This window comes from Mesorhizobium sp. CA10, assembly GCF_020165285.1.
Classification (GTDB): Bacteria; Pseudomonadota; Alphaproteobacteria; order Rhizobiales; family Rhizobiaceae; genus Mesorhizobium.
On sequence record NZ_JAIUHV010000011.1, the window covers coordinates 210,727 to 232,356 of the forward strand.

The 21,630-nt window shown below is 58.8% G+C and carries 20 protein-coding genes; 11 read left to right on the forward strand and 9 right to left on the reverse strand.

All coding sequences use genetic code 11. The features are described 5' to 3' along the window. The first annotated feature begins 642 nt into the window (after positions 1-642). From LB535_RS22535 to xth, 9 genes are all read left to right on the forward strand, one after another. Positions 643-1,143, forward strand: coding sequence for a hypothetical protein (locus tag LB535_RS22535; RefSeq protein WP_224633720.1), 501 nt, complete (start codon positions 643-645; stop codon positions 1,141-1,143). 122 nt (positions 1,144-1,265) lie between these two features. Next, entirely contained in the window at positions 1,266-2,000 is a 735-nt protein-coding gene (locus LB535_RS22540) for a thermonuclease family protein (RefSeq protein WP_224633721.1), read from the forward strand. Next, complete coding sequence (locus LB535_RS22545) at positions 1,994-2,329, forward strand: hypothetical protein (protein WP_224633722.1); 336 nt, start codon at positions 1,994-1,996, stop codon at positions 2,327-2,329. Before LB535_RS22540 ends, LB535_RS22545 begins: the two co-directional genes overlap by 7 nt. A 399-nt stretch (positions 2,330-2,728) precedes the next feature. Further along, positions 2,729-4,312 (forward strand): hypothetical protein, encoded by a 1,584-nt coding sequence (locus tag LB535_RS22550; protein WP_224633723.1) that lies wholly within the window; start codon positions 2,729-2,731, stop codon positions 4,310-4,312. 35 nt (positions 4,313-4,347) lie between these two features. Then, the gene (locus tag LB535_RS29005; RefSeq protein WP_224633724.1) at positions 4,348-5,568 is read left to right on the forward strand and encodes a PAN domain-containing protein; all 1,221 of its coding nucleotides are present in this window, start codon (positions 4,348-4,350) and stop codon (positions 5,566-5,568) included. Positions 5,569-6,022: 454 nt separating this feature from the next. Further along, complete coding sequence (locus LB535_RS22560; protein ID WP_224633726.1) at positions 6,023-6,484, forward strand: hypothetical protein; 462 nt, start codon at positions 6,023-6,025, stop codon at positions 6,482-6,484. A gap of 656 nt (positions 6,485-7,140) precedes the next feature. Beyond that, entirely contained in the window at positions 7,141-7,896 is a 756-nt protein-coding gene (locus LB535_RS22565; protein ID WP_224633727.1) for a DUF4142 domain-containing protein, read from the forward strand. 25 nt (positions 7,897-7,921) lie between these two features. Next, the gene (locus tag LB535_RS22570; protein WP_224611436.1) at positions 7,922-8,527 is read left to right on the forward strand and encodes a general stress protein; all 606 of its coding nucleotides are present in this window, start codon (positions 7,922-7,924) and stop codon (positions 8,525-8,527) included. A gap of 123 nt (positions 8,528-8,650) precedes the next feature. Next, entirely contained in the window at positions 8,651-9,421 is a 771-nt protein-coding gene (gene xth / locus LB535_RS22575; protein WP_224633728.1) for an exodeoxyribonuclease III, read from the forward strand. 198 nt (positions 9,422-9,619) lie between these two features. Here the strand turns inward: xth and LB535_RS22580 are convergent, their stop codons facing one another. From LB535_RS22580 to LB535_RS22615, 9 genes are all read right to left on the reverse strand, one after another. After that, complete coding sequence (locus tag LB535_RS22580) at positions 9,620-9,835, reverse strand: hypothetical protein (protein ID WP_140859725.1); 216 nt, start codon at positions 9,833-9,835, stop codon at positions 9,620-9,622. A 651-nt stretch (positions 9,836-10,486) separates the two neighbouring features. After that, entirely contained in the window at positions 10,487-10,705 is a 219-nt protein-coding gene (locus LB535_RS22585; RefSeq protein WP_224633729.1) for a hypothetical protein, read from the reverse strand. 1,281 nt (positions 10,706-11,986) lie between these two features. Beyond that, positions 11,987-12,268: a DUF6894 family protein gene (locus LB535_RS29110; protein ID WP_411969599.1), complete on the reverse strand. Its 282-nt coding sequence runs from the start codon at positions 12,266-12,268 to the stop codon at positions 11,987-11,989. Between the two features lie 353 nt (positions 12,269-12,621). Beyond that, positions 12,622-14,277 (reverse strand): ABC transporter ATP-binding protein, encoded by a 1,656-nt coding sequence (locus LB535_RS22590; RefSeq protein ID WP_224633735.1) that lies wholly within the window; start codon positions 14,275-14,277, stop codon positions 12,622-12,624. Continuing rightward, the gene (locus LB535_RS22595) at positions 14,267-15,091 is read right to left on the reverse strand and encodes an ABC transporter permease (RefSeq protein ID WP_224611432.1); all 825 of its coding nucleotides are present in this window, start codon (positions 15,089-15,091) and stop codon (positions 14,267-14,269) included. Before LB535_RS22595 ends, LB535_RS22590 begins: the two co-directional genes overlap by 11 nt. Before the next feature lie 65 nt (positions 15,092-15,156). Beyond that, complete coding sequence (locus LB535_RS22600; RefSeq protein WP_224633774.1) at positions 15,157-16,203, reverse strand: ABC transporter permease; 1,047 nt, start codon at positions 16,201-16,203, stop codon at positions 15,157-15,159. Positions 16,204-16,265: 62 nt separating this feature from the next. Next, the gene (locus tag LB535_RS22605) at positions 16,266-17,786 is read right to left on the reverse strand and encodes an ABC transporter substrate-binding protein (protein ID WP_224633745.1); all 1,521 of its coding nucleotides are present in this window, start codon (positions 17,784-17,786) and stop codon (positions 16,266-16,268) included. 202 nt (positions 17,787-17,988) lie between these two features. Next, on the reverse strand, positions 17,989-18,342 hold the full coding sequence (locus tag LB535_RS22610) for a Rieske (2Fe-2S) protein (RefSeq protein ID WP_095769888.1): 354 nt from the start codon (positions 18,340-18,342) through the stop codon (positions 17,989-17,991). Positions 18,343-18,353: 11 nt separating this feature from the next. After that, entirely contained in the window at positions 18,354-19,436 is a 1,083-nt protein-coding gene (locus LB535_RS22615; RefSeq protein WP_224611428.1) for an amidohydrolase family protein, read from the reverse strand. 101 nt (positions 19,437-19,537) lie between these two features. Here LB535_RS22615 and LB535_RS22620 point away from each other — a divergent pair, with 101 nt between their 5' ends. After that, positions 19,538-20,425, forward strand: a complete 888-nt coding sequence (locus tag LB535_RS22620) for a LysR family transcriptional regulator (RefSeq protein WP_224611426.1) — start codon at positions 19,538-19,540, stop codon at positions 20,423-20,425. 88 nt (positions 20,426-20,513) lie between these two features. Next, on the forward strand, positions 20,514-21,593 hold the full coding sequence (locus tag LB535_RS22625) for a hybrid-cluster NAD(P)-dependent oxidoreductase (protein WP_224633747.1): 1,080 nt from the start codon (positions 20,514-20,516) through the stop codon (positions 21,591-21,593). Positions 21,594-21,630 lie beyond the last annotated feature (37 nt).

Genomic DNA, 21,630 nt, shown 5'->3' on the forward strand with positions numbered 1-21,630 from the left:
TCTACAGCTGACCGGATAGATGGGAAGGTTGTCAGAGGCCTTCTGCTTCCAAAAGTGCTGTTCTCAAGTTGGATATGGACGCCTTCTTAGCTCTCTCACTGCAGGTTCTGAAGGCGCTTCTTACGCCCTCAGATGGACCGTACACAGCTCGAACCACGCTGCTGCCAAAGCGACATTCCGAGACATCGCGACGGCCTCGCAATTCCTTTCAGTGCATCTTCGACTACCGTTTTCGCTTGCGTCTTCGCAAGCCCGTGCGCGATTGCAAGACGCTCTACCAGATCGTTGGTATTTACTGGCGTGTCTATCCCTTCGTTTGTTAATTGGAACGCTGTTCTGTTGCACGATAATTCGGAGGTTGGGAGTACCGGTCTTCAACAAATCTAATGCGCCCCCAGCCATACCCATTGCGCCACTTGGTATCTGCCGCGCCCTAAGTGCCCTGGCACTGTTGAAGGCGAGCGATCGGTAACGGTCGACCATAAAAACAATCGCTTACCTTTAGAGACAGGGTAACTCGCCCAACCGCTCGCTGTAGAGCATCGACCAGCCCCTGTCGCGTTTACTCTTAATAGCTCTTCCTCTTGCACAAATATTCTCTTTAAGAGATGCTTAGCCCTAAGCCGTGGGAGGGCTGGGGGTATGAGAGTAAAGGTGTTGATGGCACTTTGTGCCAGCGCCGTGCTGTGCGGCTGTCAGACTAGCAATCAAGCGGACTACGTTCAGATAGGGTTTGGGCCGAGTTTCGACGTCGCCCATGCTCAATGCGAATTGCAAAAACGGTCAGCCGACCAAGGCTATATTGCGATTGGGTCGCCGGCTTTTGTCGCTGGCGCGGGCATAGGCAACGCGCTGGGCAACGCTATCGCCGAAGATCAGTTCATGAGGAACTGTCTCATCATCAGCGGCTGGAAACGAGCGCCGCATGGCCAAGCCCCCGCGGCAGCAGCAGCCGTTGCGGCTGGAACCACGCCGACACCCTATGGCGTCGCGCGCGCGCCCGGCAGTTGGATCAACACTGCTCTGCTGGACTGGTCAGATGCCAACAAGAAGTGCGTCGCCGGGGACAAGGCTGCCTGTGCCACGCGGGCGCAGCTTGGCACACGCCTGAGAGCGGCCGGCATCAATCCGGCAGCGTCTTAAGGGGCTGCGTCGTCGTGGCCGCAAGGCGGGTCAGGGGATTGGCGTGGCTCGCTTTGTTGGGTCTGGTGGCTTGGCATTGGCCTTCTGATCGGCAGACGCCGATGAGGCCAAGCGGCCAGACCGTGACCGCCAATGAACGCCTACTTGTCAAATCAACTCCAACGAGTACCCCAACTCCTAACGCGTATCCGTCATCGCGGCCTTCAATCGCCAGATCCGAACCGCAGCCCGAGCCCAAGATCGCAACGCTTGCGGGTCCCGCCACAGCGATCGACGGTGACACGATAGAGATTGGAGGCAGACGCGTCCGTCTCAACGGCATAGACGCTCCGGAATATGCTCAGCAGTGTGAAGACGCGAAGCACTTCAACTACTCGTGCGGATGGCAGATCACATCAAGCCTGCAGAAGTTCTTGGCCAAATCGAAGCCTACAATGTGTGAGTTTGTGACCTGGGATCAATACGGCCGGTTTGTCGGGAAGTGTGCGAGGGCGGATGGCGCCGACGTCGCCGATTGGCTCGTCAAGAACGGTCTCGCGCTCGACTGGCCTAAATACAGCTATGGCGCCTATGCCCATCAGCAGGCAGCGGCGAAAGCAGCCAAGCTTGGGCTATGGAAAGGCTTTTTCGACGAACCATGGACCTGGCGCGCCAAGCAGGTTGAGCAATCAGCCGCAAAGCAGCGATTGGCCATAACGAATTCGCAGGCGGAGTCGTCGAGCTACTCCTGCCAGCCACGGCGAACCTGTTCTCAGATCAGTTCCTGCGACGAAGCGAACTGGTACCTTGCCAACTGTTCTTGGGGCGGCAAGCTCGATCGCGACAAGGACGGTATTCCATGCGAGAGCCAATGCTGACCGACGGAGCGCTCACAGCCGTTTTTGCGGCGGTATTTTCGCTTCTGCCAGGGGCTGCGTTTGCAGGTCGAGCGTCTGACCTTGTTGAGAGTATTCCGGAGCCCAATCGACTAACCGCGTTTCAATCGATCATTTCGAACGCCTACAACTGCACAGGCGCGAGCAAGATGATCTTCATGGGAGAATCGGAAGAGGCCGGCTACTGGACCGTCCGCTGCAGCGAGGCGGACTATATGGTCGAGGTCAAGAATGCAGGGGAGCTCGAAACCAAGGTGCTTCAATGCTCTCTCGCAGAGGCGCTCGGTTTGCGCTGCTGGCGGCCATTCTAGAAGGTTGCTCGCGTGGACAAACTAAACATAGGCGCTGATAAGGCGCCACGCAGGTGGCTCACGCAGCCCAGCTGCCGCAACCTGGCGCTTTCAATAATCAATTCGTCCAGGTCGGAATCGGAGAGGCGGTGGCAGCCAGTTTTCTAATAGTCTGAAATTGACACTGAAGCGGTCTTGCTGTGATTGAAAAATTATTGACAGACTGCGATCACGGCGTCGGCGTCAATATTCTTCCAAAGACCATTCGTGCCAGACGCAGCAACGTCTTTGTCTTGGGCTCGCTGGGTTATTCACCGTATTCGAAGATACGCAGCATCTGACGGTAAATTTTGCTGCAATTGCTGGCGTCGCGTGTCAAGATGGGTTTGTAACGGGTGGGGTTTGCATATGTACACGGCAATGAGCCAGAAACTGGCGAGCTATGGCCAGTGGACGTATCGCGGCGCGTGGGCACTTGAAATCGTTGCGGCGATTATCGGTCTAGCAACCGGCGTCGCTCTGAGTTACCGCGGCTTTGTTGCCAATGAGGCGGCGGACTCAATGGACCTTGTCCTTGCAAGTGCCCCGTTCTTTATGATCTCGATTGCTGAGCTAACAAAAATCCCAATCGCCACACTTCTGTTCGGCGCCTCGTGGTTTTGGAAACCGGTGATCCTGGCGTTTCTACTCGTATTGGCCGGCATCACGTTTGAGACAGTCCTTCTTGGATTGGAGCGTGCCAGCACGATGCGCGAGGTGCAATACGCCAACTTCGCCAACCAAACGAAAGCGTTCCAGCAAGAGCTTCAGAATCTCAAGGCTGCAGCCGAAAGCTTGCGAAACACCGACGACGAGGCAAAGGCCCGAAGCGATCTCGAACAGCTCAGTGGATTGGCTGATGCCGAGCGCGACAAATTGCGTGCACGCATAACAGAGGTTGACGAAGAGCTGCAAGCCGCAACCACCCTTTCACCGGCCGCGGCGCAGGCCAAAGTGTCTCTCGAGGAGAAACAAGCAGCGCTGGGCGCGCTCGTGGATCGGCGCGATCGAGAGATAAAGGACGCCGTTGAGCAATTCGAAGGACAGCGGGATAGCTACGTTGATCGCATAAAAAGCGCACGCGAAAAAGGCGACCTTGCGTCAGTCCAGCGCAACGAAGAAGGGCTGAACAAGCTGACTAACCCGCGGCCCAAAAAGGAAGCCGAGTTCGCGCCGAAATTGGCAGAACTTGAGGCTGCAGTCGCTGCGGCCCGCGCTGAATATGAGAGGTTGCGAAAAAATAGTCCTGCTATGACCCCAGAGGACAAACAGCGTCTTGAGGCTAGGCGCAACGATCTGGAGAAACTTTACGACGACACCGCTGCCGATTGGGATCGAAAGCTTAATGAAGCACGTACTGCGTTAGCAACCGCTCAGGAAGCGGCAACTCGCAAGTCGGAGACGCTCGGGAACAATCAGAAGCGGCAAGACGCGATCATGGCGGAACTGAACCGGTTGGAAAAAGAACGCCTCCCGGTCGCTCGAAACGACCAGATACGCAGGCTGGCAGCTCGTTGGTATGGGGTGAAGCCGGAGGACGTCACAGACGCTCAGGCCGGCACGGTGTCGACCATCTGGTTCGCCTCGCTTGCATTCATCGCCGCGTTGGCGGGGCCGATCACAGCGATGGTTGCGCTGGCCCTGCAACGCATCGGCGCGCAGCCCGAAGTCCAGCGTGATAGCAAATTCTCGCGTTTGCTACGCCGCATGTTGCTCCGCTGGCGGTGGCGCCGTGTCCGGAAGGTACCGGTGCAGGTGCCGGTCGACAGAGAAGTCGAAAAGCGCATCGAGGTTCCGGTCGAAGTAGAGAAAGTCGTCAAAGAGATCCTTTATGTCCCGATTCTTACTGACGACCCGGAGGCGTTACGCCGGGCCTTGGATCGGGAACTGCCCCCGGAAGTAGTCGATCTGGTGAAGGTTTCTGCAAAAGGGCAATACGATCGAATGGAGAAAGAGAGACCTTGACGCGCCGACAACAGGGGCGAAAGGGGGTAGCAAACGTGCTCGTACGACATAACACCAAGCTTCTCGAACAGGCGGTCGATCTGCAAATCAAACGGTCGGCTATTCCGACCCTGCAGGCGGAAGCCGATGCGCACGACAAGATCGCTCGTGCCAATGCATTTCGGCGACTGGCTAGCGGCGCTGCTATCGCTATTGCCGCCGTTGGGATTGGCATTGGTGTATGGCTGATCTTTGCTCGCGACCGAACGGTGATCCAGTCGGACCCCCCGGTCGCCCAAAACGAGCCATCAAGCCCCAAAGAGATCCAGCCAAAAGAGACGAAAAAGTCAGAAGAAAAAATTTCAAGAGACGAGACAGTCGCGGAGGAAGGAAAGACGGAAAAGCCGAAATCGCCGTCGAAAGAGCAGTCACGGCTTCCTACGGATCCCTCCAATCCAGATACATTCGATTTTGTGAAGTTCGCATATCGCCATGTGACTTACGCTGGTAGCACCTGGAAACTCGAGTCGGGCCATCATTTTGATAGCGAAAAAGATCCCACTTGGGATACGGCTTGGTGTTATACGCGAAAACTGGCAAACACCGGAGTTGAAGTCCAGGTAAGCCTTGTCGACAGACTCTCGCCTACGTCGAGGCCCCAGGCACCGGTGTCATCTAGCGAGACACTTGCATCGGTGGGCCTTGATGACAATTCCGCGCGAGAGCTCGCCAGCCGCTGCCTCTGGCTCGACGAGGCCAGTTTCTCGCCAAGCGATTTCGACATGGACCAGCAGCGGAAAGAAGCAGCAGCCGCGGCCGACGAACTGTCTGTGCAGGACGGATGGGACGCAATCGGAAACGATTTGCCGGGTATGCCCGCCTGGAATGTCTCTCTTGAACAGTGTCAGGCCCAATGCCAAGCGGATCACCGCTGCTTGGCACTCACCTACGATAAGAAGCACGCCGCCTGTTTCATGAAAAATAACGGGTCGGTTCTGGTGAGGAGTCCGGACGCAGTGATGGCGGCGAAGGGAGCCATTAAGGCGAATCTTCAGTACTCTAGTCTTGTTTTCGCCAAAGACACAGTCGTCGTTGGAGGGGCTTACGCGAATGTTCGAAGCAGCTATCCCGACTGTGTGATGGCCTGCGCGGCTGATCAGAGATGTCTCGGCTTCAATTTTGATAGTCCGAACAACATGTGCGCCATGCTCGACACGTTGACATCGTCGTCTGCATTCAAGGGCGTGGCGTCTGGCGTTAAAGCCACCCGAAATTGAATTGGCGCCGACCGACATCGCGTGCCGAGTCATACTACGGGCCAGGAGAATGACCGACCTACGGCGCAAGGTGGCTTCCGGTGAGAACCGGGAGTCACCTGTCTAGGGCGGCATTGGGATCGGCCGTCGGTCCCCCGAGTTGAGCCTTAACAAGTGATGGCTTTCAGACTTGCGGCCCGCAAATGACCAGCTTGCCATCCAAACAGCAGTAGCATGATCCGGCCGTGCTGGGCGCCGGCCGCCACATCTTCGACCAAGGCGGTTTCGCCCGGCTGAAGCTGCTCGGCTCGAAGGCCCATGCCAGCGGCCTGGTGGTAAGCCGCTACGCGCCGGCAAGGTGATCGGCCTCATTGACGAAGGCTGCGCTGCTTTGCACTCCGGCTGCGCGACGCCCACGGCCAACTGTGGGTCAGGCGTAAACGCAAAAACCGCCCCGATTAGACCGGGACGGTAATTGATTTATGATAAAATTGGTTGCGGGGACACGCACACCCGGCGCGAGCATCGCTCGGACTCAAAGCTTGCACGCCACCTGTGGCACGGCTCCGGCCTGAAGGTTTCCCTTCCAGAGACAATCTTGGCGCGACGCTCGAGTTACCCGAACGACCACGTCGCCGGCGTCGACCCTGTATCGGCCCTCATTATTGACCCGAACCGGGTCCCCGTTGATCTGGACAAGGTAGTCAACCGGTGGAACCGGGTCGACTACGATCGTTATGGAGGGCATCCTTTCGATCTGCAACGAGACGAGCTCTGGTTTGAGTGTGCTGGCGACAGTGGCGAATCGGTTGGAATCGTACCAGGCAAATCGCACTTCGCCTTCGCTATCATTCCCCGCGGCTTTACGGAAAAGTCGCCAGCGTCCTGGATTGCTTCCGCGACCTTCGAAGTGCTCTTCACATCCATACCGGCGTAGGTCGCTGTCGCACTGAAGTTCGTCGCGATAGCCCTCAGGACCGCCTTGCGTGCTGACGGCGCCACCACCTCGCCGGTTCGCATTTCCCATGCCGTGATCTGGGCCTCGTAGCTAAATTCTTCCATCAGATCCGCCGCCCCAAAGGCGGGCGCAAGGCATGTAAAAACCAAGCATACAGCTGTCGCGAATCTTGCTCTTGTCATCAGAGTGTCAGGTCGCCGTAGAGAACGCGGCGCACATGACCGACTTCGAAGCGGCGAAAGTCGCCGATTTGATTTGCGATTTCTATTACGAGATCACATAGCTTCGGTGCGTGCTTAGCCGCCCCGCAGCACGCGCCAGATATCGGACCAATAGGCCGTGATCAGGGAAGCCAGAGCCGCAGCCGGCAATCGGATCGCCAGCATCGCGAGCAGTTGCACCGGATCAGCAAGAGCCTGTCGATACCGGCGACAGCATGATGCAGAGCGCAGCAGCTTCCTCAGACGCGCGGCAGACGGGCCCGCCCGCGAGGAACCCGCCTCGTCCACACAGCCGGTCCGAATGTCGCCGCCGGTGAAAGAGGCGCTCTCGCCACCAACCCGAAATCGTGTGGCGGCCGGAACAAAGGGGTCTGGCGCTTGTTGAGTGACACCCATTCAGCAAGGAACTTATCGATGAAACACCGCCTTCTAATGACAGCGCTGTCCACCTGCGCGGTCCTGATATTTGCCGTGCCGTCCTATGCCGCCGATAAAGCTCAGGACTTCGTCGACAAGGCCGCCGCCGGAGGCATGTTCGAGGTCGAGTCGAGCAAGATCGCACAAGGCAAGGCTCGAGATGAGGCAGTCAAAGATTTCGCGCAGAAGATGATCGACGATCACGGCGCGGCAAACGCCAAGCTGGAGACGATCGCCGGCGAGCAGAAACTGAAGGTGCCTGCCCAGACGGACGCCGCGCACAAGAGCGAACTCGACACCCTGAACACCGGCAAGGACGCATTCGACAAGTCTTACGTGCAGATGCAGCGCGACGCACATGCTGACGCTGTGAAGCTGTTCGAAGGCTACGCCAAGGACGGCGACAATGCTCAGCTCAAGACATTCGCGCAGCAGACGTTGCCGACGCTCAAAATGCATCAGGAAATGATCGAAAAGATCGCATCCGGCACCAGCGACAAGTCTTCCACGACGAGCTCGACGACGCCCGCGGTGTCCACGAGCGACACCAATAATCGGGCCGCGCCCGTGCCTGGCGCCAACAGCTTCACCGAAGCGCAGGCGAAATCGCGGATTCAGGATGCCGGCTTCTCCAATGTCAGCGCGCTGACGAAGGACGACCAAGGCATCTGGCGCGGCACCGCCCAGAAAGACGGAAAGCAGGTGACCGTAGCGCTCGATTTCCAAGGCAACGTGGTTGCCGGCGCTCAATAACCGAACTCAGAAATGGAGTGAAACAATGACCACTGTCACCGGACTTTTCGATGACTATCAGGACGCCTCCGACGCCGTGAGCGAATTGGAAGCCATTGGCGTGCCGCGAGACGACATCAGCATCGTGGCCAACAATTCCGACAATTGGTATCGACAGGACGAGACTTCAGAAGCCGGCGAAGATGCCGCCGCTGGTGCCGGCCTGGGAGCGCTCGTCGGCGGCGCGGGCGGCCTGCTCACGGGGCTCGGGATCATGGCGATCCCCGGTGTCGGGCCCGTTGTGGCCGCAGGCTGGCTCGCTGCTACGGCTGTCGGCGCGGTTGGCGGCGCTGTGGTGGGCGGAGCCGCAGGCGGCATAGTAGGGGCGCTGACTGAATCTGGCGTTTCGGAACGTGATGCACATGTCTACGCCGAGGGCGTGCGCCGCGGAGGCAGTCTGGTGACTGCCAGAGTGGATGATCGGCTTGCCGGCGAGGCTGAACGGATCCTGCGAGGAGAGCGTTCCGTCAATCTCGACGAGAGGCGTAGCGCTTACGAGGCCGGCGGCTGGACAGGGTTCGACGCCAACGCAGAGCCCTATGATGACATCGAAGCGGAACGCGATCGCGTTCGCCGAACCACACCGCTCTAAAGATACGGCCCCGTCGAAGTCTCGACGGGGCCATTTCTTCGCGGCAGGAGCGGGCACCTAAGCATTTGTGATTATCGGACCGGCTAGAGCAATATTCAGGCGACGCCAGCAGGAATCGAGGGGATGACCCGGATCGCGACCTTCAACGTCAACGGGGTCAATGGCCGCCTGCCGGTGCTTTTGAAATGGCTTGGCGAGACCGACTATGACGTGGTCTGCCTTCAGGAACTGAAAACGTCGGACGACAAATTTCCCTTCGAGGCGATTCGGGACCTCGGCTACAGTGCGATCTGGCATGGCCAGAAATCCTATAATGGCGTGGCTATACTGGCGCGTGGCAGGGATCCGGTCGAGCGCCATCGCGGCTTACCGGGCGATCCTGACGATACCCACAGCCGCTATCTCGAGGCGGAGATCGACGGTCTCATCGTCGGCTGCATATACCTCCCTAACGGCAATCCGGCGCCAGGGCCCAAATTCGATTACAAGCTTCGTTGGTTCGAGCGTCTCGTCGACTACAGCAAATCGCTACTAGGCAAGCGCACGGTGCTTTGTGGTGACTACAACGTCGTCCCCACCGAGATAGACGCCGTAGTACCTCGCCGCTGGTTGGGCGACGCCGTCTTCTTCCCCGAAAGCAGGAAAGCCTATGCCCGCATGCTGAGCTTGGGCTGGGTGGATGCGATCCGTCGGATCAATCCAGACAAGGGCATATACACCTACTGGAACTTTTTCTATCGCGGCGGCTACGACCGAAGCTCAGGCCTGCGGATGGACCATCTGCTCGTAAGCCCATGCCTTGCGGAGAGCATTCTGGCCGCGGGTGTCGATGTCGAGACCCGTGGATGGGAAAAGCCGAGCGATCACGCACCCGCCTGGATCGACGTCGGTTAAGACCGTTTGCCCAATCGTTCCCCAAGGCCTAACGCGAACCCGCCCCCAACCAGCGGATGAACTCTGCATCCTTCCCGGTGATTTCCTTCACCGCCTTCAAGAGGGCTTCGTGTAGATCACCCATGGCGCGGTAGTGGGCGCATTGCATCGAAATCAGCGGACTAACGATACTCTTATCTGCATGAGTGTTGTTGCTCGTCAGTGCGCGGTTGTTGGTGGGGCGATCTTCAGCAGGCGACGCTTGGCCGCCTTCGCGCGCGCTTGCCCGTTTCGGATGCGGCAGCACAGCGCAATCCCCACAGCGATTCCATGGTTATCGTCGAGCATGGCCGTCGCTTGCTTCAGCGACTGGTCAGCTCGCTTTGCGTGCTGCCGGGCAGCCGCCATTTCGAGAACTACAAGTTCGACCGTCATCCCCTTTCCTCCGCGGGTTTGGTCCCTTCAAAAAACCAATCGGCGCCAGGGCGTTTTGTTCCTGCGACGGTCGGGCGCAGCCGTGGTCACAGCAGCCCACCGGGGAAGGTGTTTGGCTGCAGCCCTTGGGCGCCGACACCGCTCCGGGCAAAAACGGTCGCAAAACCACATTGATCGTTTGATCGCTCAATGTGGTCATGGCTCGCGGCAACTAATTCTGCGCTCGAGAGCCATGCGGGTTCCGCTCCATCGTTGCATAGGGGCAACCTGCCCCGTGTCGGAGCACGCCGGCTGATGGTGGCGATATTTGGTCCGATCATCGCCAGCCGACTGGGCGATCGCCTGGTCCAGTGCGCCCAAGCTGGGACATATCCGCACTGGCAGACCTGTGGGCTGCGACGCCACGCCACCTTCGGCGACGGTCGTACGATCGTATCGGGACAGGCGCATTCGCGAGCTCCGAATGGACCATAGCAGGTAGGATAATGGGACCTCAGTCCTCATTGCAGCACGAGCGATTATCGAACAACTTTTACTTACCGCCGAGTTTGAACCACGTCCCCCCGGAATAGGTGTCGGCGGCTAGGCCCGGCTCGCATAATCCTGTGTCACCCTCGATCTGCGAGCCGGGCTTTGCGCCGAAGCAGTTCATCATTTGGCAAAATCCTTTGACGGCTCCTCCGCAATGCCGAATTCGTGGACGGTGCCTTCGCGTTCGTCGACAACCCGAAACCAGTGCTCTTGCAACGCCTTGGTGGAGATCGCCTTTCCCGTCAGGGTCTCTGCGGCGCTGAGCGCATCAGGTGCCTCTGCAGATGTCGTGGCAACGATGCGTTCGCCATAGATCTCTTCGATTTGAAAGCGCGCCATCGGAAACCTCCTGAATCCAATGGCAACGCTCTCCGAAAAAGAAGGTTCAAGGTCCAATTAAGATCAGCGGAACCTAATATGCGGCTCCCACTTATGGAAAAATGAGCACACGCGGCGCCAGGCGCGCCGCGGCAATTGCTTGCCCCTTCAAACGCAAAAAGCCGTCCCGGTTAGACCGGGACGGTTATAGATTTATGATAGAATTGGTTGCGGGGACTGGATTCAACCCGCCGGCGTTCCTTAAGGAAGACCCTTTCAACTAACGAATTCCGTGACAGCGCCGTGTGGCAACCTGACCAGAACGCATCCGCCGATAGTAGGTTCACGACGTAGCGGTCCTTTGCTACCACAAGTATCGGCCTTGGTTCCGTCGAGTTCATCCCCGAGAACGGCGGCGGCGCCGGGGTGAGGTTGAAGCAGACGCGGCGCGGCGGTTAACCACCTTCGCATATTCGATCGAACTCAATAGATTGCTGGCCGTTTTGAGGCCATGGAAGATCGCCAACCTAGATTTCGCTGTCATTCCGAGCCGTCTGGCACATGGACCGTCTGGGACGACGTTACCGATGAGCCCGCGACCTTGGGAGGATGCAAACTCGTCGGCCGCACATGGGAGCGCGCCAAGACTGCCCGCGACTTGCTAAGGCGGATTTACAGCAATCGACTCGACGCTCGATCAGTTCGACGACACGCACCGATCACTTCAGCGGGTCGCGTCGATGATCTCATTTCGTCAATACGGAAGCGACAAGATTTAGGATAGCGCCGGCGCTTGCGTCAGGCTGCGGAAGGTGGGCAGGAATGGTGGCGGCTAGGAGCCCGCCAGCCGTATAAACCGCTATGCAATTGCCAACTGCCGCCGTCGGGATCATGCTGGAGCTTCTGGGACGGGTGCTCCCCGTCCTAGGTGTCCCCCTAGGCCCGGCGGCTTACCACTCCCCCGATGGCTGCCGGGCCGCCCCTCTACCAGCCACCAGCGCGCATTCCTCGTCGCCGCACCCTACAGCACCGAAGCGCCGATCGCCTCCTGGCGCCTTGCTGTGGCCAGCTGTAGGTCCCACGGGACGCTGCCGCCGTCAAGCCTCCCAAGCTTCCGCGATCACACCATGTCGATCGCAGATGTTTTAGTTACTTTGCATATTGCGGCGGACCACGGTTCGCCAAGCCGGCGCCCGCTTAGGCAATCTCCAACAAAGAGAGGCGCCGGCCACCCTTAGCCCGTCGCTAGGTGTGGGGGCACACCAGCGGCGGGCTATCGGGGTTACTCGCCAAGGAGTGGTTTCAGCCGCCAGCGAGGAATGGCAAGGCCTTCGACAGCGTTTGCAATGAGGACTGAGGTCCGAGTGCTTCCCGACCCGAAATCCCCGATCTGATGCTAACGTTAGCAACCGAGTGCCCGAATGCGTCGCGGATCGTGCAGATTAGATCGCGATCACCGGCCGGGAACCTGCGTAGAAGGTCGAGTGCCCTTGCCTTGGCTTGCGCAGAGCTTTTGAAGGTGTCTCCACGGGCATCGTGGTAGACATCACCGCCATGGGACAGGTCGAAGAAGAAGCGAGCCATGGGCCGATTTTAGCAAGCCCCGGTAAAAGGTTCATTATCCGTTTGAGGGAAAAGAGTTCATCCGCTGGTTTGGGAGTGGGACCATCCATAAGGAAGCCCGGCCTGTCGGGCGCGGGGATATGGGCTAACAGGCCGGACCATATTCTGCTCGTGGGTGGGCAGGGAGCCGAATGTTACGCTGCTTTGCGTTGACGCGCTTTAACATGTGTTCGTTGCCGGAAAAGGTCTCTCCATGCTCGGCCCGTCAAAGAAGTGGACGAAAGCTACCGGAGCAGCATCGATCGCATCAAGATCGGCAATACGGACGCGAGCGGCCATGGCGGGCACTTCGTCGTCCCGGTTGGCAGGGCTGTTCAACCAGCCGCACTTGCGATGCCTTGGTTCTTCCGTCTGGCCAGCAAAGTCGTGAGCCAGTCCGGATCCATCTCCGGCACGGACGAAAGAAGCAGTTCGGTGTAGGCTGCGTGGGGCGGCGTCAGTATCTCGGTTTTTAAGCCCTGCTCCACTACCTTCCCCTGATGCATGACCACAACCTCGTCGGCGATCGCTCTTACCGTTGCGATATCGTGGGTGATGAAGATGTAGCTGACGCCGAGTTCGCGCTGCAGCCGCATCAGCAGCGTCAACATCTCTTCCTGTACAATCTGATCCAGTGCCGAGGTGACCTCGTCACAGATGATGAGCGCCGGATTTGCAGCCAGTGCGCGGGCTAGGCAGATTCGCTGCTTCTGCCCTCCGGACAATTCTCCGGGCAGCCTGTCGAGGAAACCTTCGTCCATCTCGATCATGTGCATGAGTTCAGCGATCCGCCGGTCGCGCTGCTGGCCTTTTAAACCTAAATAGAATTCGAGCGGACGCGCGATTATCTCCTCGACAGTCTGGCGAGGGTTAAGCGCGCTGTCCGGCGACTGATAGATCATTTGGATGCGCCGCAGCAGGTCTTTCGAGCGTTCCTTCAGGGACAATGGAAGCGGCTTGGCATCAAATGAGATCGACCCGGACATGGCAGGCAGCAAGCCCGTAACAACACGGGCTAGCGTCGATTTCCCGGACCCCGATTCGCCCACCACTGCCACGGTTCGGCCACGCGGAACCTTGATGGACACGTCAACCAGCACCTTAACCCTTCCGGCATAGGCGGCGGTGACATTGTCGATCGACAGGATGTGATCGTGGGTCTGAACCTCCGGCTTGGCGAGCTTGCGCACGGCCCAGAGCGTGCGAGTGTATTCCTGGGCAGGGGCCGTGAGCATCTGCCGCGTGTCGGCTTCTTCGACGGCCTGTCCATGGCGCAGAACCATGATCCGGTCCGCCATCTGCGCCACCACTGCCAGATCGTGCGTCACGTAGATCGCTGCCGTGTTGAAATCTTCAACAATCCTGCGGATCGAGGCCAGGACTTCGACTTGCGTCGTCACATCGAGCGCAGTGGTAGGTTCATCGAACACGATCAGGTCGGGTCGGCAAGCCATAGCCATGGCAGTCATGGCTCGCTGCAACTGGCCACCGGATACCTGATGCGGATACCGGAAGCCTATGCTCTCGGGTTCTGGAAGCCGGAGGCGTCGATAAAGGTCAATAGCATCGGAATTGGCCTTGCCTCGGCTGGCGATCCCGTGCGCAACTGCCGTTTCCACGGTCTGATCGAGGAGCCGGTGAGCCGGGTTGAACCAGGCGGCCGCGCTTTGCGCCACGTAAGCAATGCGGGAGCCCCGCAGCCGCCGCCGGCGAGCTTCGGTTATTGACAAAAGATCGACGCCCTCGAACAGCACCGAGCCTCGGGTAATACGGCATCCCGGCTTGGTATACCCCATTGCCGCAAGGCCGATAGTCGACTTCCCGGCGCCGGATTCACCGATCAGTCCGAGCACTTCTCCGCGTTTAAGCGAGAGATCCACGCCGCGCACGATCGGATGCCAGCGCTCATCGGAAAAGCCTTCAACATGGAGGTCCCGGACCTGGAGAAGATCTGTTCCCTTTTCGCGCGCGATGCCACTGTTATTTTTCATCACGCAGTCCGCTGGTCGAATGCAAAAACCAGTCGACGACGAAATTCACCGCTACCGTGAGAAGGGCAATGGCCCCCGCCGGTAGCAGCGGCGTGACATCGCCATAGGTGATTAGCGTTGCGTTTTCCCGCACCATCGACCCCCAATCAGCCGATGGCGGCTGTATGCCGACGCCCAGGAACGACAGTGCTGCAATGGTCAGAAACACAAAACAAAATCGCAGACCAAATTCCGCGATGAGCGGCGGCAGAATGTTGGGCAGGATTTCCTTGCGCAATATCCATGCGGGGCCTTCGCCGCGCAATTGCGCGACCTCGACAAACTCCATCACCACTACGTTGAGCCCGACGGCTCGCGCCAAGCGGAACACCCGCGTTGAATCGAGCAGCGCTATGATCAAAACGAGGCTAGTGATCGAGGAGCCGAATATCGAGAGCAGCATCAGTGCGAAAATCAGGCTTGGGATCGACATCAACACGTCCACCGCACGTGACAATAGCTGGTCTGGCCAGCCCCGGTACATTGCAGCCAGAAGGCCGAGCGTCACCCCCGCTGCAAAGGATATGATTGTTGTGGCGAAGGCGATGCCGATCGTGTTGCGAGCCCCGTAGGTCAGTCGAGTAAGCATGTCGCGACCGAGCTGGTCAGTCCCGAACATAAACTCGTGGCCCCACGGCGCGAATGCCTCGCTAAATACCTGCGTTTCTCGATACGGAGCAATCAGCGGCGCAAATAGGGCGACCAGGACGTAGCAGAGGGTTACAACCATACCGAACCAGGCACTGAGCGGGGCCTTCTTCAGCGCTATACTCATGCGAGACCGGCGCGTGCGCCTCACCCTGGGCGCTCCGGTGGTCTGGATGACGGGCTCTGCGCTTGTCATCGTGGGTGCAAAAGCCTCGGGTTGGTTGCAATCGAAATAATGTCGGCGATCAGGTTGAGCAGAATGTAGGTGGCGGCGAAGACAAGGGCGCAGGCCTGCACGACGGGCACGTCTCTCGATTTCACGGCATCGACCATCAGCTGGCCGACGCCGGGGTAAACGAACACCACCTCGACAACCACGACACCGACGATGAGATAGGCAAGATTGAAGGCGACAACCGTCACGATCGGGGCCCAGGCGTTTGGCAAAGCGTGCCGAAGCACAATCACCATTGGCCTCATTCCCTTCAACCGAGCCATGTCGATATAGGGGCTTGAAAGCATGTTGATGATTGCCGCGCGCGTCATTCGCATCATGTGAGCGACGATGACGAGTGTGAGCGTGATGGACGGCAGAGCTGCACGCCAGACGTGCTCCCAGAACGGCGTCTGGTCGTTGATATTTGCCAGGGTCGGGAACTTCGGTACGACGTTCAGGGTCCAGTTGATTGAAACCGCGAGCCAGACGGGTAAAGACTCTGCGAACTGCGTGCCAGCAAACGTATCGCGCGAGATGATCAGAAAGGCGAGCATGTAGGCGACGAAGAATTCAGGGAACGAAATCGTCGTAAGCGTCACCGTGTTTACAAGCCGATCGAACCAGCTGTTGCGGTACAGGGCGGCAAGAATGCCCAACCCCAATGCCAGCGGCACCGCGACGAGCGCGGTCATTACCGCCAGGAACATGGTATTGTAGAGACGAGGGGCAATGATTTCCGCGACGGTCCGCCGATAGCCGGTTCGACTGGCGAAGGAAGATCCAAAGTCACCCTGCGCCATCTTACCGATCCAGCTGAAATAGCGTTGGATTGGCGGGCGATCGAGGCCGATCTCGTGTTGAAGGGCCACGACGGTTTCCGGGGTAGCAGATTGACCGAGCGTCGCCTTGGCGAAGTCGCCGGGCAGCATTGCGATCGCCGAAAAGATGATGATCGAAACGACGAACAACGTGATCAGGCCGAAGCCTAACCGTTGCAGAACCGTTTTTGCGACCGGATTCACACGCATGCGTATTCCCTGGGGCGCGCCGTCCGCGGTGCGAGCGGCGCGCTTGGCAAGCACCCCTATGCCTGGGCCGTCCACCAGCGCTCAGCCATCTTCAGTCCGTCATTTTCCCAATTCGGCGCCACATCGCCATGGGCTAGTTTCTTGGATTTGGCGCTGACGAAATTGTTGAACACCAGCACGATACTGCCGCCATCATCATGGGTCAGCTGCTGCATTTCCCCATACATGTCGGCGCGCTTGGCCTCATCCGCCTCGGCTCGGGCTTTGACGAGCAATTCGTTGAAGCGGGGATTCTTCCAGAACGACTCGTTCCAGCTGGATTCGGCTGCGAAGGCTTGTGTGAACATCCAGTCGGCGGTCGCGCGACCGCTCCAATAGGAAGCGCACCACGGCTTCTTGAGCCAGACATTATCCCAATAGGCGTCCTCAGCCTCGCGCACCACATTGACGTCTATGCCACACTGGGCGGCCGTCTCGCGAATGAGCGCAGCCGCGTCTACCGCACCCGCGAAGGCGGCATCTGCCACGGAGAGGTCGACCTTCAGCTTTTCCATCCCCGCCTTCTTCAGATAATGGCGCGCCTTTTCGGGGTCGAAACTGTGTTGCGGCTGCGGGTTTTTGTAGAACTTGATCGCCGGCGCGATTGGATCGTCATTGGCAACAGTAGCATGGCCGAGGAAAATCTTGTCGGCGATCTCCTGACGGTTGATCGCCCATTTCATTGCCATGCGCACATCCGGATTGTCGAAAGGCGGCATGGTGACGTTCATCGGCAAAGTATAGTGGCCGTAGCCGGTGATCTCGATGATCTCGATTTTTGGATTGCGCTTCAACATGCCGAGGGTCTTCAGATCGGCGCGTCCAATATAGTCCACTTCTCCGGTCGAGAGCGCAGCCATGCGTGCGGCCAAATCGGTAATCGCGATGAATTCCACCTCATCCAGGTAAGGCTTGCCGTTCTTGAAATAGTTGGGGTTGCGCTTGAGCTTGGCCGAAACTCCCGGCTGGAAATTCTCAAGCACAAATGCGCCGGTTCGAGCTCCTGATGCCCAATCGGCTTTTCCCTCCACGCTCGGCATGATGACGAAATGATAGTCGCTCACGATGTAGGGGAAATCGGCATTGCCGCTGTTAAGCGTAAAGACGACCGTTTGGGGACCGTCGGCCTTAATATCGGAAACAGGTTCAAGCAGAGACTTCGCTGCCGACTTGGTGTCGGCACCCATGTGATACCGCATCGAGGTCACGACATCGTCCGCCGTCACGGTCTTGCCGTTGTGGAAGGTGGCGCCCTTGCGCAGCTTGAAAACCCATGTCTTGGCGCCATTGGAAGATTCGAAGCTTTCGGCCAGGTCCGGCTGTATGCCACCCTTGGCGTCGACCTCCGTGAGGCTGTTGGACATGGCCCCCGAGAAAGCTGTTTGCGTGAACGTATCGGGATAGCCGGCCGGATCAATTGAATCCGTGGTCGCTCCGTGCGCCATGCCGAGCTTGGCGAAGCCGCCTTGCTGCGGTTGTGCCCGGGCCGTGGTGACGAAAATCTGATCGGCGGCAGCGACGGTCAGGCCCGCCGCCACCCCTAGATGAATGAAGTCGCGGCGGGAAACCTTGCCACGCCCGACCAGACTTTGCGCGATGCGAAGCTTGTACTCAGATTCTGACATTTTCGTTCTCCCATTGGCGGATTTTTCCGCGCTTTTTTAAACCCTCGTCGTGCAGTCGATCCGTCAGCTCTTCTTCCTTGCTTTTCACCTCTTCGAACTGCTGATCGTATGGCCTTCATGCCGTCACATAGATGTTGCCGTCCTCGACCATGACGGGGAATGTCCGCGCGCGGACCGTTGGGTCGACAAGTGCCGAACCCGTCTTGATGTCGAACTCCCAGCCATGCCAGGCGCAGCGCACGATCTCGTTTTCTCGATGATAGATGAACCGCGCCTCCTCCACCGGCGCGGTTGTCCCGCATTGCGGCCCCTCGCAGAGCGGCGCACCGCGATGCGGACAGATGTTGAGCAGCGCATGGAAGGTTTCTCCGACGCGGAACACACCCACCGAAAGGCTGCGGACCTTGGCAATGAAGGGTGTCCCGGCTTTGATCTCGTCGACGCGGCAGATGTAGGTTTTCTCGGCCATATTCTGCTCCGTCAGGCAGCATTCGCGGTCAGGATGGCAGGAATGCGCTTGTAGACGTCGAGCGCATTCTGGCCCATCACCTTCGTCCTCCAGGAAGACGGGATGTGCAGCGTGTTGGCGTCGTCATAATCCCAATGCGGATAGTCTGACGCAAACATCAGTGTGTTCTCGCCGTCCATCGCTTCCAGAATGGACCAGAGATGCTGGACGTTGGGGGGCTGCTCCAGCGGCTGCGTGGAGAAGCGTATGTTGCGCCGGCAGTACTCCGAGGGCAGCATCTTCAGCCACGGCGTTTCCTTTCGCAGCGCCTTGTAATCGGCGTCGAGGCGCCACAGCACTGTCGGCACCCAGGCGACACCGCATTCGATCACCACGAAATAAAGTTCCGGCCATTTCTCGAAGACACCGTGAGCAATCATGCTGGCGACGTGGCTAATCGCCGACATGTGCAGGATCGCGTGCGTTTCCCAAAAAAACGTTGTGGGGGCAGGCGCGACGGCGTTCCAATTAACGCCGCCATGCCCACCGAGGTGAATGGCGAACGGCAATCCCATTTCCGCACACGCTTCGTAGATCGGGTGATAGAAGGGATCGCCGTACGGCTTCACAGAGCCTTGGGAGGCTAGAACCTGGACCATGCGAGGATGGCTGCCTAGGCGACGGATCTCCGCGGCCGCTAGCTTGGGATCCTGAGGCGCAATGATGATCGAACCCATGAAGCGGTTGTCCTTCGGCAACCACTCCGCGATTTGATAATCATTGTAGGCACTGACCAGCGCACTAGCATAGTAGGGATTTGCCAGCGTGGAGGCTTCAATGGGCTCGTCCCCGGTCAGGATCGCCGCGCCGATATTGTATTTGTCGAGATGTTTTTCCTTCATGATCCGGTAGTTGTCGGCTTCGCTCTCGGGCCGCACATCCTTCCGGGAGAAATCCTGCGGATGAAACCAGGGGCGATGGCCGTGTGGGAAGGATCCTCTGGGGCCGGTCTTCTCGCCCTCAATGAACATGTCCTTCCAGATGCCCGAAAGATAGGGCTCCAATACCGTGGCGCTGGACCAGTAGTTGTGACAATCGCAGTCGACGATAAACACTTTAGCTTTCGCTCCCTCTCCAGACGGCGGCTTTACCTGCCGATTAGTTCCTACAGCTTCCGCCTTGACAATTGTCAGATCAAGCCAATGATCCCTGGGTAATGATCGAGTTTTTCGATTGGGGGCGACGCGTGCAGCTGGACCACATAGAGACGTTCCTCGACATTATCGAATCGCGGAACTTCAACCGGACCGCCGACCGGCTGAACATTACTCAGTCGACGGTCAGCACTCGGATCAAAAGCCTCGAAAGCGCGGTAGGGTCGGAGCTTTTCCATCGTGGTCGCGCCGGCGCTGAGCCGACTGCGGCGGGGCGACGTTTCGAAGCCTACGCGCGGGCGATGCTTTCGACCTGGTCGCAGGCGCGCCATGATGTGCGCGCATTCAACCGGTTCGAGGGAACCCTGCGCGTGGCCGCACAGGTTGGCATGACGCGCTCAGTGCTGCCTGGGTGGGTGGAGGCGCTCTGTCAGGCGCTTCCCAAAGCCTCGATCCATGTGGAATCCGACTATTCCAATCAGATGGTGACGGATCTCAGCATGGGCAATCTCGACATAGCGGTGCTGTATGCGCCGCGGTATCTTCCCGAAATTGCCTACGAGCACCTCATGGTCGAGGAATATGTGATGGTTTCGACGTTTGCGAGAACGATGTCGGAGGTCAATCCTGACAGCTACATTCGGCCGGGCTATACCGTCGTACTCGAAAAATCCCATTCGGAGCTTATTCCCTCCCTCGCAATTTCGCGCCTTTCCATGGGATCCGAGAGCCTGGCGGAAGCGATGCTGCGGCGAACTGGGGGGAGTTGTTACATGCGCAACGACGATGCCCGCAGGTTTACGGCCGAGTGCCCGTCATTCCTGGTCGAGGGCGCACCGACGCTCTACCAGCCCGTCCATACGGCCATGCTTGCCCGGCGCAAGCATGAGCCGATCATCCGCAAAGGGCTTCGTGCGCTGCAGCTGGCGGTGATGTCCCTCGAGACGTAGATCGAAATTCCCGATTAAAAAGCAGGGCTCGAACCACTGTTCCGGAAAGCGTCCGGCTGCCATGTTTGCGCGTCATTGAGAGCCAAACATGAACGCACACACTTCGTTTCCGGCTTCCGATTTTTTCGCGACGATGCGGCAGCGGCAATGGGCCGACGCATCGCTACAGGCAATGCTCTGCCGTGCGGTCATCGACGAGACGCACGACGTGAAGACCTTTGTGTTCTCGGCTGCCTCAGACCGCATGTTCTGCTTCAATGCGGGGCAATACGTGGTCCTTCACCCCACGATCGATGGCGCTGCGGTGGCCCGCTCCTATTCCGTTTCGTCGCCACCTACACGACCGCTCGACTTGCACGTCACGGTCAAGCGGACACCGGGCGGGCTCGTTTCTAATTGGCTACACGAGAATCTGCGCTTTGGCGACGAAATCAACATTGAAGGCCCGCGGGGCTCGTTCAAACTCGACGGTTTGCCCGGCGAAAAGCCTCTCTTTCTTGCAGGCGGCAGCGGGATCGCGCCTCTAATATCGATGCTGCGAACCTTGACAGACAGAGCATCCGATCTGGACCTGCGTCTCATCTACAGCGCACGGTCGCCGCGCGATATCATCTTCAGGTCGGAACTCGATGCGCTCGCTGCCCGATTCCCCAACATGGCTGTGACATACGTCTGTTCCAAGGCAGATCCCTCGTGGGCAGGACCGACTGGCCGCATAGACGGCCCCATGCTCCTGCGCCTCGTACCCGATCTTGGTGATCGCACAGTCTACGCCTGCGGCCCCGAACAGTACATGACGGCGCTGCGGGACGGTCTTGGCCAGGCAGGCGTTGACCCCCGGGGTTATCATGAGGAGAGCTTCGGAGCGGGTCTGGGCGGTGCTGCTCGGGATGTGGCCTCTGCCGTTTCGTCCTCGGTCCATTTCGCCCGTTCCGGATTGGAGCATCGCTGCGCGGCCGGAGAGACCCTGCTGGACGCGGCGCGCAAGTGTGGTGTCTATGTCCCCACCGGTTGCCAGCAGGGAGTTTGCGGTGCGTGCCGGATAGCCAAGCTCTCTGGAGCAGTCGCAATGCATGATCTCGGCGGACTCACGCCCGAAGAAAAGTCAGCGGGCTTTGTCCTGGCTTGTTGCAGCCGCGCGCAAGGCACCGTTTCACTCGATCTTTGACCTCGGTTGAGGATCTGAACGGATGATTCCTAATTGC

Bases quoted from the DNA above. Each gene is read 5' to 3' on its own strand.
- LB535_RS22590 (WP_224633735.1), bottom strand. From the start codon at position 14,277: ATGAAAAATAACAGTGGCATCGCGCGCGAAAAGGGAACAGATCTTCTC.
- LB535_RS22620 (WP_224611426.1), top strand. From the start codon at position 19,538: ATGATCGAGTTTTTCGATTGGGGGCGACGCGTGCAGCTGGACCACATA.
- LB535_RS22610 (WP_095769888.1), bottom strand. From the start codon at position 18,342: ATGGCCGAGAAAACCTACATCTGCCGCGTCGACGAGATCAAAGCCGGG.
- LB535_RS22585 (WP_224633729.1), bottom strand. From the start codon at position 10,705: ATGGCGCGCTTTCAAATCGAAGAGATCTATGGCGAACGCATCGTTGCC.
- LB535_RS22570 (WP_224611436.1), top strand. From the start codon at position 7,922: ATGACCACTGTCACCGGACTTTTCGATGACTATCAGGACGCCTCCGAC.
- LB535_RS22535 (WP_224633720.1), top strand. From the start codon at position 643: ATGAGAGTAAAGGTGTTGATGGCACTTTGTGCCAGCGCCGTGCTGTGC.
- LB535_RS22550 (WP_224633723.1), top strand. From the start codon at position 2,729: ATGAGCCAGAAACTGGCGAGCTATGGCCAGTGGACGTATCGCGGCGCG.
- LB535_RS22565 (WP_224633727.1), top strand. From the start codon at position 7,141: ATGAAACACCGCCTTCTAATGACAGCGCTGTCCACCTGCGCGGTCCTG.
- LB535_RS22580 (WP_140859725.1), bottom strand. From the start codon at position 9,835: ATGACGGTCGAACTTGTAGTTCTCGAAATGGCGGCTGCCCGGCAGCAC.
- LB535_RS22595 (WP_224611432.1), bottom strand. From the start codon at position 15,091: ATGAGTATAGCGCTGAAGAAGGCCCCGCTCAGTGCCTGGTTCGGTATG.
- LB535_RS22625 (WP_224633747.1), top strand. From the start codon at position 20,514: ATGAACGCACACACTTCGTTTCCGGCTTCCGATTTTTTCGCGACGATG.
- LB535_RS22545 (WP_224633722.1), top strand. From the start codon at position 1,994: ATGCTGACCGACGGAGCGCTCACAGCCGTTTTTGCGGCGGTATTTTCG.
- LB535_RS29110 (WP_411969599.1), bottom strand. From the start codon at position 12,268: ATGGCTCGCTTCTTCTTCGACCTGTCCCATGGCGGTGATGTCTACCAC.
- xth (WP_224633728.1), top strand. From the start codon at position 8,651: ATGACCCGGATCGCGACCTTCAACGTCAACGGGGTCAATGGCCGCCTG.